This window comes from Mycobacterium szulgai (assembly GCF_002116635.1).
GTDB classification, from domain to species: Bacteria; Actinomycetota; Actinomycetes; order Mycobacteriales; family Mycobacteriaceae; genus Mycobacterium; species Mycobacterium szulgai.
The window spans coordinates 44,313-60,883 of the sequence record NZ_LQPW01000049.1 but is presented as its reverse complement, the minus strand read 5'-3'; the positions used below and the strand labels follow the sequence as shown (position 1 = coordinate 60,883).

Genomic DNA, 16,571 nt, shown 5'->3' with positions numbered 1-16,571 from the left:
GCCTAGCTCAGCCTTTCCGAAAGTTGTTGCAGAAGTTCGTCTTCGGTGAGGTCTTCGTACGCATCAGCGACCGGTTCCTCGTCCAGCTCGACCAGTTCCGGCAGGACCGTGGCCAGATAGTCGGTGAGGCTGTACACGGTTGGATAGTCGAAAACCACAGAGGCGGGCAGGAATTCGCCGAGGCTGTCGGACAGCGCCCGCTGCAGTGTCACGCTCATCAGAGAGTCCATCCCGAGTTGGAAGAATCCCGTCGAAGGATCCAACGACTCGGCGGGTGGTAGCCCCATCACCTTGGCGGCCAGCAGCGCCACCTGGTCGAGCAGCATGTCGTGGCGACGCTCGGGTTGGCACTTGCGCAGCGCGATGCGGAATTCGCTTTCCGGCAGTGCCGTTTCACCGGGCACCGGCAGCAGGTCGTCGACGATGTGCAGTGCCCCGCGGGTGCGGTACGCAGCCGCCAGCAGCGGCCAATCCGCAGCCACCACAACCGAATGCGCTCCGGTGGCCGGGCTCATCACGTACGGCAGCGCGCCGATGGCCACCCCATCGTCCATCGGCAGCAGACCCGAGCCCACGCTCACCTGGCTGGCGTCGTGTTCGGCCTCGGCCAGGGACTTCCACAGTCCCCAGTTGACGGTGGTGGCCGGTAGCCCCATCACCCGGCGCGCGTATGCCAGCGCGTCGAGGTAGCCGCTGGTCGCGGTGTAATGGGCCAACCACCGTGATCCGGTCAGGCCGGAGATGGAGGAGAACAACACGAAATGGCGCACCGGAGTCGTGAGCGACAGCCGGTGCAGCACCGCCGCGGCGTCGAGTTTGGGTGCGAACATGTCCCGCACGTCGTCGTCGGTCATCTCGGCGAGCAGGACCGGTTGTCCGGCGAACGCGGCCAGGTAGATGCCTTCCAGCGGCGGCAGGTCGGCGCCGAACCGGTCGAACAGGGCGCTCATCGCCGTTTCGTCGCTGGCGTCCGCGGCGACCGGGATCAGCGCTACTCCCTGCACCGCAAGGGTTTCGGTGAGTTCACGCAGCCGTTCGCCGGGGTTGCGCGAGACCGCAACGATGGTCTTGGCGCCCATCCGGGCGAGTTGGTTGATCAGGTGCGGCCCGATATTGCCGGTCGCGCCGATGACCAGCTGGCTGGCGTCGGAGTCCAGATCCACCGGCTCCTGGGTGGGAACAGAGCTACGCCGTAGCCGCGGCGCGTGGCGGGTGCCGGCCCGGTAGACCACCTGGTCGTCGGCATCGACGGCGGCTGTTTCGGCCAGCACCAGCTTGGCCACCACGCTGGCGGGCACCGCCGCGTCGAAATCGATGACCCCACCCCAGATTTCGGGGTGTTCGAGAGCCACTGTGCGCCCCAGGCCCCACAGCGCTCCGTGCGCGGGGTTGGCGTGGTCGCCCTCGGCGATCGGCTGCGCGTTGCGCGTCACCACGAACAGTTTCGCCGCGACGGGTTGTGCGGCCAGCACCGCAGCCACCCGACGCAGCTGGTGGAACAGCTCATAGGTGGTCGGTAGATCGAGCGGATCACCCGGGACCGGTGGTGCGTACAGCACCTGATCGACACCGGTGAGCGCTTCGGCCAATTGCGCTGCGTCGGCGTCGGCGGAGAGCAGCTGAGCGCCGAGTTCGGCGGCCAGAGCCGCATCGTCGATCACCAGCCGGGTTGTCCCACTGGCGATCTCGGCATCGGCCAGCGGGATGACCGGCCAGCTCACCCGATGCGACCACTCATCTAGTGGTCCGCCTGTGCCCTGGTGCACCGGGAATCCGTTGTGGTCCGCCGACGCCGCCACTCGTGTCGCCGTAAGGTCCAGCCAGTGTTGGGTGTGACGCCACGGCGTGGCCGGGATCCGCGGGTGCGGCTCGGCCGGATGCGGTGTCTGCGGCGGGGTGCTGCACACCGTAGCGAGATTGGCTCGGAAGGTGACGGTGTCGTCGGTGTCGCGTTGCAATGTCCCGATGGCCAGGTACTTGGCGCCGGGCTGCGCGTCTTCCACCGTGTCGCTGATGGCCTGCGTCAGCAGCGGGTGGGCACTGATTTCGATGAACGTGTGACAGCCGCCGGGGCCGCTGCCGGCCGCAGCGACGGCCTGCTGGAAACGCACCGGGTTGCGCATGTTGGTGGCCCAGTGCTCGGCATCGAAAACCGTTGTCTGGGGGAGGTCTTCGTAGGTGGTGGAGATGATCGGAATGGTCGGGGTGCGCGGCGTCAGGTCGGCCAGCTCAGTGCGCATCGCGGGCTGCAGCGCATCCATTGCCGGATTGTGCGGGGCCACTTCGATATTGACCCGGCTGGCGAATCGGTTCTGCTCACGCACCTGCGCGATCAGCTCGTCGATCTGCGCGGTGGGTCCGGAGATCACCGTTTGGCGCGGCGAGTTGTAGATACCCAGCGTCACCTGCGGGTGGTCGGCGATCAGCGCCTCGGTGGCGGGCACGTCGAGGCCGAGCAGCGCCATGCCGCCCTGTCCGGACTGCGGAGCCATCAGCCGTGACCGGACGGCGGTCACCCGCAATCCCTGGGCGGGCGTCAACGCGCCGGCCACCACGGCCGCGGCCACCTCGCCCATCGAGTGACCGATGACCGCGTCGGGGTGCACCCCGTAGGAGCGCCACAGCGCGGTCAGCGCCAACTGCATTCCGATCAACCCGAGCTGGATCTGCTCGATGCCGACGAGTTCCTTGCCGTTGGCCAGGACGTCCTGCAGCGAAAAGCCCGCCTGCTCGACGAATACCGGTTCCAGTTCGGCTACCGCGGCGGCGAAGGCGGGTTCTTCAGTGAGCAATTTGCGGCCCATCCCGGCCCATTGCGAGCCGCGACCGGAGTAGACGAACACCGTTCCCGGTCCCGGTGAGCCGTCGCGAGGGCTGATTACGCCGGGGGCGTGCTGGCCCGCGGCCAAGGCGCGCAGACCGGCGATCGCATCGGCCCGATCGCGCGCGACGACGGCGCCGAACTTGGCGTGCCGGGCGCGGTGATGGTTGAGCGTGTGGGCGACATCGGCCAGTGCCACGCCGGCCCCGGCGCCCTGCATCCAGTCGGCCAGCACGTCGGCCGTGGCGGCCACCCGCTGCGCCGACTTGCCCGTCACCACCAGGGTCGATACCTCGGTGTCTGGGTTGGCCGGGGTCACCGGTGTCAGCTCGGGGCCCTGCTCGATGATCGCATGCGCGTTGGTTCCACCCAGCCCGAAGGAGGACACCGCCGCCCGGCGCGGACCCGAATCCGACGGCCAGGCAATGTTTTCCACCGGCACGAACAGGCGTGTCGAGGACGCGTCGATCGCCGGGTTCCATTGCGAGAAGTGCAGGTTCGGTGGGATTTGACCGCGCTGCACCGACAGCACCGCCTTGATGAACCCGGCCACCCCCGACGCCGCCTCGAGATGACCGATATTGGTCTTGACCGCGCCCAGCGCGCACGAGCCGTCGCCGCGGCCGTAGGTGGCGGCCAGCGCCTCGAATTCGATCGGGTCGCCCAATTGTGTTCCGGTGCCATGGGATTCGACGTAGTGCACGCTTTCGGGCGCGACGTCGGCCGAACGCAGCGCGTCGGCGATCACGTCGCACTGGGCCGCGGTGTTGGGTGCGGTGATGCCGTTGGAGCGCCCGTCCTGGTTGACCGCCGAGCCGCGCACCACGGCCAGCACCTGATCGCCGTCACGCAGCGCGTCGGTAAGCCGCTTGAGCACCACCACTCCGGCGCCCTCGCCGCGCACGAAGCCGTCGGCGGACGCATCGAAGGTGGCACACCGGCCCTGTGGTGACAGCAATCCCCAGGCGGAGATGGCGATTTGGGTTTCGGGGCGCAGCGTCACGCTGACCCCGCCGGCCAGCGCCAAGTCGGTTTCCCGCAACCGCAGGCTCTGACAGGCCAGGTGGATTGCCGTCAGCGATGACGAGCATGCCGTGTCGACGGCCGCCGCCGGGCCGCGCAGCCCCAGCATGTAGGAGATGCGTCCCGCGGTGATGCTGTGTGAGTTCCCGGTGCCCGTGTAGGCGTCGACGTTGTCGCGGCTGCTCGCCAGCATGGACTGGTACTCGCTGAAGTAGACGCCCATCATGACGCCGGTGCGCGTGCCGGCCAGGGAATCCGTTGGGATGCCGGCATGTTCGAGCGCTTCCCAGGCAACCTCGAGCAGCATCCGCTGCTGCGGGTCCATGGATGCGGCCTCACGCGGGGTGATGCCGAAGAACTCGGCGTCGAATCCCGCGATGTCGGGCACGAAACCGCCCCACTTCGTCGTCATGTGCCCAGGTGTCAAGGGGTCTGGGCTGTAGTACTCGTCGGCATCCCACCGGTCGGCGGGAATCCCGGAGATCGCGTTGCGTCCCTCGACCAGCAACTCCCAGAAGCTCTCCGGGCCGGTCACGTCGCCCGGAAAGCGGCAGCCGATACCGACCACCGCCACCGGCTCGGCCAGCGTAGTGCGTGAGGCTTTGCTGAATTCTTCGGTCAGGGCAGCGCGCTGCTGCGCCGTCATGCCGGAAATGCGGCTGAAAACGGTTCGCATTACGAAGACTCGATGCGGTCGAACAAGCTGTCCAGCGTGCTGCCGGCAGAAGCGGACAGCTTGGAGATTTGGTCGATCTCGGTTTCTTCTTGCGGCGCAATCAGTTTCGCGAGATGGCCCGCCAGGGTGGCGACCGTTGGGTGGTTGAACAGCATGGTCGCCGAGAGCTCCATGCCCACGAACATTTCGGCTTCGCGCCGAATCGCCATCGCCATCAAGGAGTTGAGCCCCAGCTCGGCCAGTGGCCGGTCGGTTTCCAGGTCGGACTCCGGAATCCGCAACTCGCGCGCGACGATGGCGCGTAGCCCGTTCTCGAATTCCTCGCGCAGCGCCGCCGGGGACAGGTGCGACCAATCCCGGGCCGGGATCGGTGAGGCCTCCGCCTGCAGCAGATCGTCGACGATGCGCAGCGACCCGCGGGTCCGGTACGCCTCGGCCAATAGCGGCCAATCCGCGTCCACCACAACGGAATGCACCCCGGCAGTGCGGCTCATCACGACGGGCAGTGCAGCGATAGCCAGCTCGTCGTCCATCGGCCGCAGCCCGGATTCCACGCTGACGCTGCCGTCGCCCTGGGTGTTGGCCAGGGAATTCCACAATCCCCAATTGACCGTCGTGGCCGCCAGCCCCAGCGTGCGGCGCGCATAGGCCAGCGCGTCCAGGTAGCCGCTGGTAGCGGTGTAGTGCCCCAGCCAACGCGAGCCGGTGAGGCCGGAAATGGAGGAGAACAACACGAATTGTTGCAGCGGCTTCTTCAGCGTCAACCGATGCACGATGGCGGCCGCGTCGAGCTTGGGCGCGAACATTGCGCGCACGTCGTCGTCGGTCATTTCGCTGAGCAGGACCGGGCCGCCGCCGAAGGCCGCGAGGTAGACGCCCTCCAGCCGCGGCAAGTCGGCGCCGAACCGGTCGAACAGTGCAGCCATGGCGGTCTCGTCGGTGGCATCGACGGCCACCGTGAGGAGATTGGTGCCTTGAGCGGCAAGGGTTTCGGTGAGTTCCCGGAGCCGTTCGCCGGGGTTGCGGGAAGCCGCGACGATGGTCTTGGCGCCCATCTGTGCGAGCTGGCGGATCAGATGCGGCCCGATGTTGCCCGTTGCACCGAGGACCAGTTGGCTGGACTCGGCATCGAGGTGGACCGGGGCATCTGCGGGTACGGCCCGGCGGTGCAGCCGTGCCACGTGCCGCACGCCCCAGCGGTAGACGACCTGGTCTTCGCCGTCGCTGCCGGCGACTTCGTTCAGCAGCTGCGGCGCCGCCAGTTCGGCGGGCACCGACTCGTCCAGATCGACAATGCCGCCCCAGATCTCGGGGTGTTCCAGGGCAAGCGTGCGTCCCAGGCCCCACAGCACGCCGTGGGCGGGGTTGGCGCGGTCGCCTTCGGCGACCGGCTGGGCGTTACGGCTGACGACGAACAGCTTCGCGGCACCCGAGGTTTCGGCCTGCTTTTCGGCCTGCTTTTCGGCCAGAGCCGCGGCGAGCGCGCGCAATTGGTGGAACAACCGGTAGGCCAGTGCCACATCGAGGGCCTGGCCCGCGGGCGGTGCGTAGACGACGTGGTCGACACCGTCGAGCGCATCGAGCAGCGCGGCCCGGTCCGGGACCGATTCCAGCACGGCGACGTGGCATTGCTCGTTGGCGATCCGGCCCAGTTCGGCAGCCAGGCCGGCGTCGGCGACGACCAGCCAGCGGCCTGTCGCGGTTTCGGTGTCGGTGTCGGTGTCGGTGTCCAACGGCTTGGCATCCAACGGTTTGGCGGGCCAGTCCAGCTGGTAGCACCACTCGTCCAACGCCCCACCCAGATACTCCGAAGGCCCGGGAGTGCCTGGGGCTGAACCACTTTGTTGCGGACCCGACGGCAGCTGCAGTGCCACGGACGAGGTATTGATCCAGTGGTGGGTGTGGTGCCAGGGCGTGGTGGGGATCTGTGGGTGCGGCTCGGGCGGGTGGGGCGTCTGCGGCGGGTGTGACGTGCGGACCGTGTTGAGATTGGTGCGGAAGGTGATGGTGTCGTCATTGTCACGCTGCAGGCTGGCGACGCAGGAGTACTTGCTTCCGTGCTGCACGGTGTGCAACGTCTCGAGCACCGCCTGAGTCAGCAGTGGATGTGCACTGATCTCGATGAAGGTGTGATGGTCGGTTCCGGCGGCGGTGATGGCCTGCTGGAAATGCACCGGGTTGCGCATATTGGTTGCCCAGTGCTCTGCATCGAAAACCACAGTGCTGTCCAGGTTTTCGTACGTCGTCGAGATGATCGGAATGGTCGGGGTGCGTGGGGCGAGATCGGCCAGCTCCGCGCGCATCGCGGGCTGCAGCGCATCCATGGCCGGATTGTGTGGGGCCACTTCGATATTGACCCGGCTGGCGAACCGATCCGTGGCGCGGACCCGGGCGATCAGCTCGTCGATCTGCTCGGTGGGTCCGGAGATCACAGTCTGGCGAGGTGAGTTGTAGATGCCCAGCGTGACTTGCGGGTAGTCGGCGATCAGCGCCTCGGTCGCGGCCGCATCGAGCTCCAGCAGCGCCATGCCGCCCTGTCCGGACAGCGGGCCCATCAGCCGCGAGCGGGTAGCGGTCACCCGTAACCCCTCGGCCGGGGTCAGCGCCCCGGCGACCACGGCCGCGGCGACCTCACCCATCGAGTGGCCGATCACCACGTCGGGCTGCACGCCGTAAGAGCGCCACAGCCCGGTCAGTGCCAGTTGCATGCCGATCAGGCCCAGTTGGATCTGCTCGATGCCGACCAATTCCGTGCCGCCGGCGATGACGTCGTGCAGCGAGAAGCCGGCGTTTTCCACGAACACCGGTTCCAGTTCGGCGACCGCGGCGGCGAAAGCGATTTCGTCAGCGAGTAATTGGCGGCCCATGCCGGCCCACTGCGAGCCGCGGCCGGAGTACACGAAAACCGTTCCGGGCCCGGGCGGGTTGTCCTGAGGGTTGACCACGCCGGGCGCGTGCTGGCCGGCTGCCAGCGCCCGCAATCCGGCCACCGCCTGGCCGCGCTCGCGTGCCACGACCGTCCCGAACATGGCCTGCCGGGAACGGTGATGGTTCACCGTGTGGGCGACGTCGGCCAGCGACACGTCGGCGCCGGCGCCCTCCATCCAATCGGCAAGCACTGCCGCCGTCGCGGCCACTCGCTGCGGCGTCTTGCCCGCAACCACCAGCGTTGACACCGCGGGTTCGGCTACCGGCTCGGGTGCCGCAGATACCTCTTGGCCCTGCTCGATCACCACGTGCGCGTTGGTGCCCCCGAATCCGAACGACGAGACACCGGCCCGGCGCGGATGCCCCGTCTCCGGCCATTCCAGTTGTTCTGCAACGACTTTCATGCGCAGATCGGCAAAGGGGATGTGCGGATTCGGGCTTTCGAAACGCTGATTGGGCGGAATCTGGCCGCGCTGAACAGCGAGCACCGTCTTGATGAAGCCGGCGATCCCGGCCGCCGCCTCGGTATGGCCGAGGTTGGTCTTGACGGTGCCGATGAGCAGGGGAGCATCCTCGGAACGTCCGCGCCCCAGCACGGTGCCCAGCGCGCGCGCTTCGATGGGATCACCCAACAGGGTTCCGGTCCCGTGGGCCTCGACGTAATCGACCTCGTTGGGCTGCATCCCGGCGTTGGCGTAGGCGGCACGCAACACTGCCATCTGGGCCGCGGGATTGGGCGCCATCAGCCCATTGGAGCGACCGTCCTGGTTGACCGCCGAGCCGCAGATGACGGCCAGCACTCGGTCGCCGTCGCGCTGCGCATCGGTCAACCTCTTGAGCACCACCACCCCGGCGCCCTCACCGCGCACGAACCCGTCGGCCGCCGCGTCGAAGGCGCGGCAATGACCCGTCGGTGACAACGCGCCAACCTGATCGAACCCGCGAAACACCGCCGGGGACAACAACAAATTCACACCGGCCGCGATCGCCAGGTTGGAGTCCTCGGTACGCAGGCTCTGGCAGGCCAGATGGATCGCGACCAACGAGGACGAGCATGCGGTGTCCACCGCCACCGAGGGGCCGCGCAGGTCCAGGAAATACGACAGGCGGTTGGCGATGATGCTCATGGCGCCGCCGGTGTTGCTCCAGCCGTCCACCTGCGACAGATCCGTGGACGCGATGGCGCCGTATTCACTGAGGCAGGAACCGGCGAACACACCGGTTTGCGTGCGCCGCAGCGAGCTTGGCGCAATTCCGGCGTGCTCCAACGCTTCCCAGGCCACTTCCAGCAGCAGGCGCTGCTGCGGGTCCATCTTGTCGGCCTCGCTGGGGGAGATCTCGAAAAACTCTGCGTCGAAAGCGTCGATGTCGGACAGGAAGGAGCCCCACCGGGTGGTGCGGGCCAGCGTCGCGGCCACCTCCGGCGACACGCTTTCGAACGGCTCCCACCGCTGCGCGGGGACTTGCCCGATGGAGGAACGGCGTTCACAAACGAACTCCCACAACGCTTCTGGTCCGGTTATCCCGCCCGGGAACCGGCACCCCATTCCGATGACCGCGATCGGCTCGTCGAGCGAGTTCCGCGCCGGGCGCTTTTGCGCGGCTTCGGATTCTGGGTCGGGCTCGGGGGAGGTGAGGTATGCGGCGAGGGCGTTGATCGTCGGGTGCTCCCAGAAGTCGATCGGGGATACCGTTCTGCCCAGCAACTCCGTCAGCTCACCCGAAAGCACCACTGCGTCACGAGAACTCACGCCTAGGTCGGCCAGCGACAAATGGGGATCCACCTCGTCGGGTGTGCAGCCGATATTCGTAACCAGGTAGTCGACGAGCCAGTGGCGTAGGTCGGATTCGCCACGAACGCTCGCCGTCATACGGTCACATCCAGCCGCTTGAATCCATCGCTTCGGTAGCGCTCGACGCATGCCGAACGCCGAACCTTGCCGCTGGTGGTTATGGGAATCGAACCGGGGGACACCAGGACGAGGTCGGCCACGCGCAGACTGTGCGACTTCGATATCGCCGAGGTGACCTCGCGCTTCACCGAGCGCAGTTTGAGCATGGCCTCCTCAGCGGAAGCCCCGCGCCGCTTGAGTTCGATGATGGCCACCAGTTGTTCGGTGATGTCGTCGGGCACCGCGATGGCCGCGACCCGGCCACCGGTGATCTCCTGGATAGTGGCCTCGATGTCGTCGGGGTAATGGTTGCGCCCGTCCACGATGAGCAGGTCTTTGATCCGGCCCATGATGAACAGCTCGCCGTTGGACATGACGCCCAGATCTCCGGTCCGCAGCCATGGTCCCTCCGGGGTTCCCGGCGCGGGATTGACCAGCTTGGCGTCGAAAACGCGTGCGGTCTGCTCCGGCTTGCGCCAATAACCCATGGCCACGTGATCGCCGTGCGCCCAGATCTCGCCGACCTTGCCGGGCGGATTCTCGACCATGGTCTCGGGGTTGACGATTCGCACCGCTGACGGATCCGGTGAGCCATAGCTGATGAGTTCAGTACCGACCGAACGCTCGGTTCCGCAGGGCCTGGCCTCTCCAGCGGTCAAGTGCTCGTAGTCGAACCGGACCGTCTTGGGGACCGTGCCGGCTTCGGGCGCCGCCACGTACAGGGTCGCTTCGGCCAGCCCGTAGGAGGGTCGTACCGCGGTGGGCCTGAGGTTGTAGGGAGCGAAACGCTCGGTGAAACGCTTCACCGTTGCGACGTGGATGCGTTCACTGCCGCTGACGATGCCCTCGACGTCGCCCAGGTCGAGCCCGGCCATGTCCTCGTCGGAGGTGCGTCGCACCGCCAATTCGAAGGCGAAATTGGGTGCGGCGGAAAAGCAACTTCCACTGGTGGCGAGCAGTTGCATCCAGCAGGCCGGGCGGCGCAGAAATGACATGGGGCTCAGCAGTATCGCGCTGCGCCCGGCGACCAGGGGGGCGCAAATTCCGAGAATCAAACCCATGTCGTGGAACAAAGGCAGCCAGGACACCACCGTCCCGCTCGGAGTCTTTGCCGGATCCCCGAAATAGCCGTAGAGACTCTGCGTCACATTGGCGACGACGTTCTTGTGCGACACAATGACGCCGGCCGGTGTCCGGGTCGATCCGGACGTGTATTGCAGATAAGCGGCGCCGGTGGACAGCTGCGGGAAGGCCGGAAGGTCGCGAGGCGAGTCCAGGTCGAGCAGATCGACTTCAATGACGAACGGGGCGGGCTGCCCGTTCTGTGCACATGCGTATTTCGTTACGTCGCCGACCACCGAAGAAGTCGTCAAAATGGCGACCGGCTGCGAATCCCGCAGCACCGCGGAAACGCGATCGTCGTGAATTCCATATTGCGGCGTCGAGAGTGGGACCGCAATGAATCCTGCTTGCAGCGCGCCCAGGAAAGCGATGACGTATTCCAGACCCTGCGGCGCCAAAATCGCCACCCGATCACCCGGCGAGCCGCATAGCTTAAGTTCCTCAGCGATAATGCAAGCGCGACCGTAGATCTGTGCCCACGTCAACGTCTCAGCAAACCCCTTAGGGTCCAATCCGTAGTCAATGTACGTGTACGCGGTGGCGTCCGCTTGCTGTTCGGCCCGCTCCCGCAGCAAAGCTGGGAGGGAAGGATCCGTCACCGGCATCGCGTTACGCTCCTATTCGACTGCCTGCAGTTATCTAATGATTCGTCCCCGGTGGGCCGCCGGTTGGATCGCGCAGAGGACTTCCTCGCCCTCTGCAACCTGCTGGTCTGAGCTGACCAGGCCGCTCTGACGACTACGCAGCCATCTCTACCGCAGCACGCCTGCGTTCCGCCAGTTGATCGCCCCTAAGACTATCCCCGTTTCCCCGTACTACTAGGCCCTATAAATAAGGTAAGCACCTCTGGTGACGGGCGCGTGCAGTATTTGGAAAATACACACGCTACCCACAGCCATCGCCAATGTCATCGACACACCTTCTGGCCCTCTCACCTGCGACTAAGGTCCTCGCCCGGGCTGTCCTGTGTGGTTGTTGTGACTTTTGATACATCAGTGACGGATGTTCAGTCATGTGAGAGTTGAGCCGTATTTTCTGGCACGGTGCGCCAGTTGTTTTGGGACCAGCGTCCCGTTGTGACGACACTAACACGTCTCGCGGGGGTGCCGGCCCACGTACATAAGGGCCACCTTCCCATGGCCGGACGGGCGGCCTGAGGGCTCAGCCGGGACGCGCCGGGCTGCGCTGCTGGGGCTCACGGCGTGGCGAATTTGCAGCACCGCACCGCCGGTATCGCGCACAGTGCGTTCGGCTCCGCCGGTTGTAGGGCCGGATTTTGGCCGCAGCTAAGCCTGATCGCTCCATTCGAGTGTTCGGTCCTGTATCTCACCGACCAGCTCTGGCAAATGGTTACTGAGGTAGAAATGATCTCCGGGAAATAGCTGAAGCCGAAACTCCGAAGTCGTTCGCTCGCGCCACGGCTCCATGTCTTCGGGGGTGGCAATCCAATCCTTGTCCCCGATGAATGCGTAAATCGGGCAAGACACCCGTGTCTCCGGGGGACAGTTATAGCCGGCGATGGCACGGGCCGCGCGCAAGGTGGGCAGCACCCCTACCAGAAATTCCTCGTCCTCGAAAAACTCAGGGTTGGTCCCCGTCATTTGCGCAACCAGGTTCAGCATTTCGCGATCCGTCATGCCCTGAATCTGTTTGTAGCGGATATGCCCCGGGGCCGAACACGCCGAGAGGAAGAGAGCGACGACCCGATGGCCTGCTTTTTGGAATCGCAAGGCCACCTCGAAAGCGAGCAGTCCGCCCATGCTGTGACCGAAGAACGCGTACGGCTCTTCGGTCCGGCTCGACGGCTTCATCATCGCGAAAATGTCATCGGCCAGGGCGGGAATGCTCGCCAGCGGGGGCAGGCCGGCGCCATCGCGCTGGCCGGGATAGTGGACGGCGATTCGCTTCAGATCGGCGGAGAACTCTTTGGCGAATGGAACGTAGAATTTCGCGTCCCCCCCGGCGTGCGGGAAAATATAGAGCGTGGGCGTGGTTGTCATTTCACCTTTTATCGTTGCTCGCCCGCCCCGTCACCGCGCCCAGCATACCGTCAGCGGCCCCATGCTTCGGCCGCGCCTGGGGGCCGTCCCGGCGATACGCTGGCAGCAAGAGAACGGCGAAGCATGAAATTGGGCCCGACACACCGGCGCCGGCACCGTCGTCACAGATGTAACACCAGGCACACTGGTAACAACAAAACGATGCCAGGAGGGTATGGCCGTGTACCGAGTCTTTGAAGCGCTGGACGAATTGGGCGCCATTGTCGAAGAGGCCCGTGGCGTGCCGATGACCGCGGGCTGCGTCGTGCCCCGCGGTGATGTGCTGGAACTGATCGACGACATCAAAGACGCGATCCCCGGCGAACTCGACGACGCCCAGGACGTGCTAGACGCGCGCGATTCGATGCTGCACGACGCTAAGACCCACGCCGACTCCATGGTGGCCTCGGCGACCACCGAATCCGACTCGATGCTCAACCACGCCCGTGCGGAGGCCGACCGGATCCTCTCGGACGCGAAAGCTCAGGCCGATCGGATGGTGAGCGAGGCGCGCCAGCACAGCGAGCGGATGGTCGGCGAGGCGCGCGAGGAGGCGATGCGCATCGCGGCCTCGGCCAAACGGGAGTACGAAGCCAGCGTCAGCAGGGCCAAGACGGAATGCGACCGGCTCATCGAGAACGGCAACATCTCCTACGAGAAGGCCGTGCAGGAAGGCATCAAAGAGCAACAGCGCCTGGTCTCGCAAAATGAGGTGGTGCAGGCGGCCAATGCCGAATCCACCCGCCTCATCGACACCGCACACGCCGAAGCCGACCGGCTGCGCGGCGAATGCGACATTTACGTCGACAACAAGCTCGCGGAGTTCGAGGAATTCCTCAACGGCACGCTCCGCTCGGTCGGGCGTGGGCGTCACCAACTTCGCACCGCCGCCGGCACTCACGACTACGCGACACGCTAACGGCGTGCACTTCGCGCGATGATTACGCGCGGGTGAACGGACCCCTAGAACTTCACGCCGCGCGCCGTAGGATTTCCCCTATGGCGAGGCAGCGAGTTCAGACATCACGTCGCCCTCTGAATCCTCTGGCTAAGCCGATGGTGCTCGACATCGCACGGTTGGGGCGACGGCCAGGAGCGATGTTCACCGTGCAGGACACGGTGAACAGTCCCTCGCGCATCGGTGTGGAGCTGATCGCGATCGAACAGGGCGCTCCGCTGGACCTGGATCTGAGGGTGGAATCGGTCTCCGAGGGGGTGTTGGTGACCGGAACGGTGGCCGCGCCCACCACCGGTGAGTGTTCCCGCTGCCTGAACCCGATCCAGGGGCGCGTGCAGGTCGGCTTGACCGAACTGTTCGCCTACCCGCACAGTGCCACCGAGGCGACTACAGAGGAAGACGAGGTCGGGCACGTCGTGGACGATCGGATCGACCTCGAGCAGCCGATCGTCGACGCCGTCGGCCTCGAACTGCCGTTCTCGCCGGTGTGCCGGCCCGACTGCCCGGGACTATGCCCGCAATGCGGGATCGCGCTGGCCAGCGAACCTGGTCACCGCCATGAACAGATCGACCCCAGGTGGGCCAAGCTGGCCGGAATGATCACCCCGGACAAGCCCGAGGCTCAACGGTGACCCCGTCACGACAGCCGCTGCTAGACGCGCTCGGTGTCGAGTTGCCCGAGGAGCTGCTGACCCTGGCGTTGACGCACCGCAGCTACGCCTACGAAAACGGCGGACTGCCCACCAACGAGCGGTTGGAGTTTCTCGGCGACGCCGTGCTCGGGCTCACCATCACCGATGAGCTCTTTCACCGCCATCCCGAGCGTTCCGAAGGCGACTTGGCCAAACTTCGGGCCAGCGTGGTCAACACCCAGGCGCTCGCCGATGTCGCGCGCAGCTTGCCCGAAGGGGGCCTTGGCGTGCACGTGCTGTTGGGCCGCGGCGAGGCCAACACCGGCGGAGCCGACAAGTCCAGCATCCTGGCTGACGGGATGGAATCGCTGCTGGGCGCCATCTATCTGCAGCACGGTATCGACACCGCGCGCGAGGTGATCCTGCGCCTGTTCGGACCGTTGCTCGACGCCGCCCCCACGTTGGGCGCCGGCCTGGACTGGAAGACCAGCCTGCAGGAGCTGACCGCCTCACGCGGGCTGGGCCCGCCGACGTACCAGGTCAGTTCCACCGGCCCGGATCACGACAAGGAATTCACCGCGGTAGTCGTCGTGATGGACACCGAGTACGGCTCTGGGGTGGGTCGCTCCAAGAAAGAAGCCGAGCAGAAGGCCGCGGCGGCCGCCTGGAACGCGCTCGACAGCGCCGTAGCCGGCAAAACCTCCGTTTAGCTCACTCGGTTTAGGTGATGACCCGCTTCGCCCGGCTTCGCCGCGCTTGCGATCATCACGGGTCGATGGTGATGACCCGCTTCGCCCGGCTTCGCCGCGCTTGCGATCATCACTAGATGCCTGAGCTGCCCGAAGTCGAGGTGGTGCGCCGCGGATTGCAAGCCCATGTGCTGGGCAAAACGATCACGGCCGTTCGGGTACACCATCCGCGGGCCGTGCGCCGCCACGAAGCCGGCCCCGCCGACCTGACCGCGCGGCTGCTGGGTGTGCGGATCACCGGAACCGATCGCCGCGGCAAGTACCTGTGGCTGACGCTGGATTCCGGTGAGGCGCTGGTGGTGCACCTGGGTATGAGCGGGCAGATGTTGCTGGGCACCGTCCCGCGGGCCGAACACGTCCGGATCTCGGCACTGCTGGACGACGGGACCGTGCTGAGCTTCGCCGACCAGCGGACCTTCGGCGGCTGGCTGCTGGCGGACCTCACGACCGTCGACGGCAGTGTGGTGCCGGTGCCGGTCGCACACCTGGCGCGTGATCCTCTCGACCCGAGCTTTGACGCCGACGCGGTGGTTACTCTGTTGCGGCGCAAGCATTCCGAACTCAAACGCCAGCTACTGGATCAGCAGGTGGTGTCCGGGATCGGCAACATCTACGCCGACGAAGCGCTGTGGCGGGCCAAGGTGAACGGTGCGCGGGTGGCCGCCACGCTGACCCGCAAGCAGCTGGCGGCGGTCCTGGACGCCGCGGCCGAAGTGATGCGCGAAGCGCTGGCCAAGGGCGGCACGTCATTCGATTCGCTGTATGTCAATGTCAACGGCGAGTCGGGTTACTTCGACCGATCGCTGGACGCCTATGGCCGCGAGGGCGAAAACTGCCGGCGCTGTGGCGCAGTGATGCGCCGGGAAAAGTTTATGAACCGCTCGTCGTTCTACTGTCCGAAGTGTCAGCCGCCACCTCGGCGATCGCGTGTGCGCTGACGGCTTCCACTGTGAGCTCATGGTGAAGAAACGCCGAGCGGTCTGCGCCCAGGATTCACACCCGATATGGGCCCTAACGTAAGAAAGAAGCCATGACGCAACTCTGGGTGGAACGCACCGGCACCCGCCGCTACACCGGATACAGCTCGCGTGGAGCGCAGGTATTCGTGGGTTCTGAGGATGTCGAGGGCGTGTTCACCCCTGGCGAGCTGCTCAAGATCGCGCTCGCCGCGTGCAGCGGCATGTCCAGTGACCAGCCACTGGCACGTCGGCTCGGCGACGACTACAAAGCCGTGGTCCGGGTGTCCGGCGCGGCCGACCGCGACCAGGAGCGCTATCCGTTGCTCGAGGAGAGACTGGAGCTTGACCTGTCCGGCATGAGCGACGACGAGAAAGAGCGGCTGCGCGTGGTCGTCGAGCGGGCGATCGACCTGGTGTGCACGGTCGGACGCACGCTGAAGTCGGGTACCACCGTGAATTTCGAGGTCGCCGATGTCTGACGTGCGGCTGACCGCATGGGTACACGGGCAGGTGCAGGGAGTCGGCTTCCGCTGGTGGACGCGCTGCCGCGCGCTCGAGCAGGGGCTCACCGGCTACGCGGCCAATCAAGCCGATGGCCGCGTGCTGGTGGTAGCCAACGGGCCGCGTGAGGCCGGCGAGAAACTGCTGGAATTGCTGCGGGGCGGCGGCACTCCGGGCCGGGTGGACAACGTTGTCGCCAACTGGTCGGAGCCCACCGAACAGTTCAGCGGATTCGTGGAGCGGTGATCGCGAGCGCGCCAAAGCCGGGCGC

The 16,571-nt window shown here is 66.2% G+C and carries 9 protein-coding genes and 2 pseudogenes; 6 read left to right on the top strand and 5 right to left on the bottom strand.

Annotated features, from left to right (window positions below; translation table 11 throughout):
- Positions 1 to 2: 2 nt before the first annotated feature.
- The 5 genes and pseudogenes from AWC27_RS10580 to AWC27_RS10565 form a co-directional block, all read right to left on the bottom strand.
- Positions 3 to 4,520: a type I polyketide synthase gene (locus AWC27_RS10580; protein ID WP_085670443.1), complete on the bottom strand. Its 4,518-nt coding sequence runs from the start codon at positions 4,518 to 4,520 to the stop codon at positions 3 to 5.
- Positions 4,520 to 5,578 (bottom strand): annotated as a pseudogene (locus AWC27_RS33145) (beta-ketoacyl reductase); the annotation flags it as partial. The gene AWC27_RS10580 and the pseudogene AWC27_RS33145, both read right to left, overlap by 1 nt.
- A 653-nt stretch (positions 5,579 to 6,231) precedes the next feature.
- Positions 6,232 to 9,319: pseudogene (locus AWC27_RS33140) on the bottom strand (type I polyketide synthase); the annotation flags it as partial.
- A complete protein-coding gene (gene fadD26 / locus AWC27_RS10570) occupies positions 9,316 to 11,067 on the bottom strand; it encodes a long-chain-fatty-acid--AMP ligase FAAL26/FadD26 (protein ID WP_085670441.1) in 1,752 nt (583 codons plus the stop codon). The pseudogene AWC27_RS33140 and the gene fadD26, both read right to left, overlap by 4 nt.
- 681 nt (positions 11,068 to 11,748) lie before the next feature.
- Positions 11,749 to 12,462 carry a thioesterase II family protein gene (locus AWC27_RS10565; RefSeq protein WP_085670440.1) on the bottom strand — a complete coding sequence of 238 codons (714 nt, stop codon included), beginning with the start codon at positions 12,460 to 12,462 and terminating at the stop codon, positions 11,749 to 11,751.
- A 220-nt stretch (positions 12,463 to 12,682) separates the two neighbouring features.
- Between AWC27_RS10565 and sepIVA the strand changes: the two genes are divergently transcribed.
- From sepIVA to AWC27_RS10535, 6 genes are all read left to right on the top strand, one after another.
- Positions 12,683 to 13,420 carry a cell division protein SepIVA gene (gene sepIVA, locus AWC27_RS10560; protein WP_085670461.1) on the top strand — a complete coding sequence of 246 codons (738 nt, stop codon included), beginning with the start codon at positions 12,683 to 12,685 and terminating at the stop codon, positions 13,418 to 13,420.
- 80 nt (positions 13,421 to 13,500) lie between these two features.
- Positions 13,501 to 14,091, top strand: coding sequence for a YceD family protein (locus tag AWC27_RS10555; RefSeq protein ID WP_085670439.1), 591 nt, complete (start codon positions 13,501 to 13,503; stop codon positions 14,089 to 14,091).
- Complete coding sequence (gene rnc, locus AWC27_RS10550) at positions 14,088 to 14,801, top strand: ribonuclease III (protein WP_085670438.1); 714 nt, start codon at positions 14,088 to 14,090, stop codon at positions 14,799 to 14,801. Before AWC27_RS10555 ends, rnc begins: the two co-directional genes overlap by 4 nt.
- A 116-nt stretch (positions 14,802 to 14,917) precedes the next feature.
- Positions 14,918 to 15,778 (top strand): DNA-formamidopyrimidine glycosylase, encoded by an 861-nt coding sequence (gene mutM / locus AWC27_RS10545; protein WP_085670437.1) that lies wholly within the window; start codon positions 14,918 to 14,920, stop codon positions 15,776 to 15,778.
- Between the two features lie 92 nt (positions 15,779 to 15,870).
- Positions 15,871 to 16,278 (top strand): OsmC family protein, encoded by a 408-nt coding sequence (locus tag AWC27_RS10540; RefSeq protein WP_085670436.1) that lies wholly within the window; start codon positions 15,871 to 15,873, stop codon positions 16,276 to 16,278.
- Entirely contained in the window at positions 16,271 to 16,546 is a 276-nt protein-coding gene (locus AWC27_RS10535) for an acylphosphatase (RefSeq protein WP_085670435.1), read from the top strand. Before AWC27_RS10540 ends, AWC27_RS10535 begins: the two co-directional genes overlap by 8 nt.
- The last annotated feature ends 25 nt before the right edge of the window (positions 16,547 to 16,571 follow it).

Excerpts from the sequence above, each read along its gene's own strand:
- fadD26 (WP_085670441.1), bottom strand. The coding sequence starts at position 11,067 with ATGCCGGTGACGGATCCTTCCCTCCCAGCTTTGCTGCGGGAGCGGGCC.
- AWC27_RS10535 (WP_085670435.1), top strand. The coding sequence starts at position 16,271 with ATGTCTGACGTGCGGCTGACCGCATGGGTACACGGGCAGGTGCAGGGA.
- AWC27_RS10540 (WP_085670436.1), top strand. The coding sequence starts at position 15,871 with ATGACGCAACTCTGGGTGGAACGCACCGGCACCCGCCGCTACACCGGA.
- AWC27_RS10580 (WP_085670443.1), bottom strand. The coding sequence starts at position 4,520 with ATGCGAACCGTTTTCAGCCGCATTTCCGGCATGACGGCGCAGCAGCGC.
- AWC27_RS10555 (WP_085670439.1), top strand. The coding sequence starts at position 13,501 with ATGGCGAGGCAGCGAGTTCAGACATCACGTCGCCCTCTGAATCCTCTG.
- AWC27_RS10565 (WP_085670440.1), bottom strand. The coding sequence starts at position 12,462 with ATGACAACCACGCCCACGCTCTATATTTTCCCGCACGCCGGGGGGGAC.
- mutM (WP_085670437.1), top strand. The coding sequence starts at position 14,918 with ATGCCTGAGCTGCCCGAAGTCGAGGTGGTGCGCCGCGGATTGCAAGCC.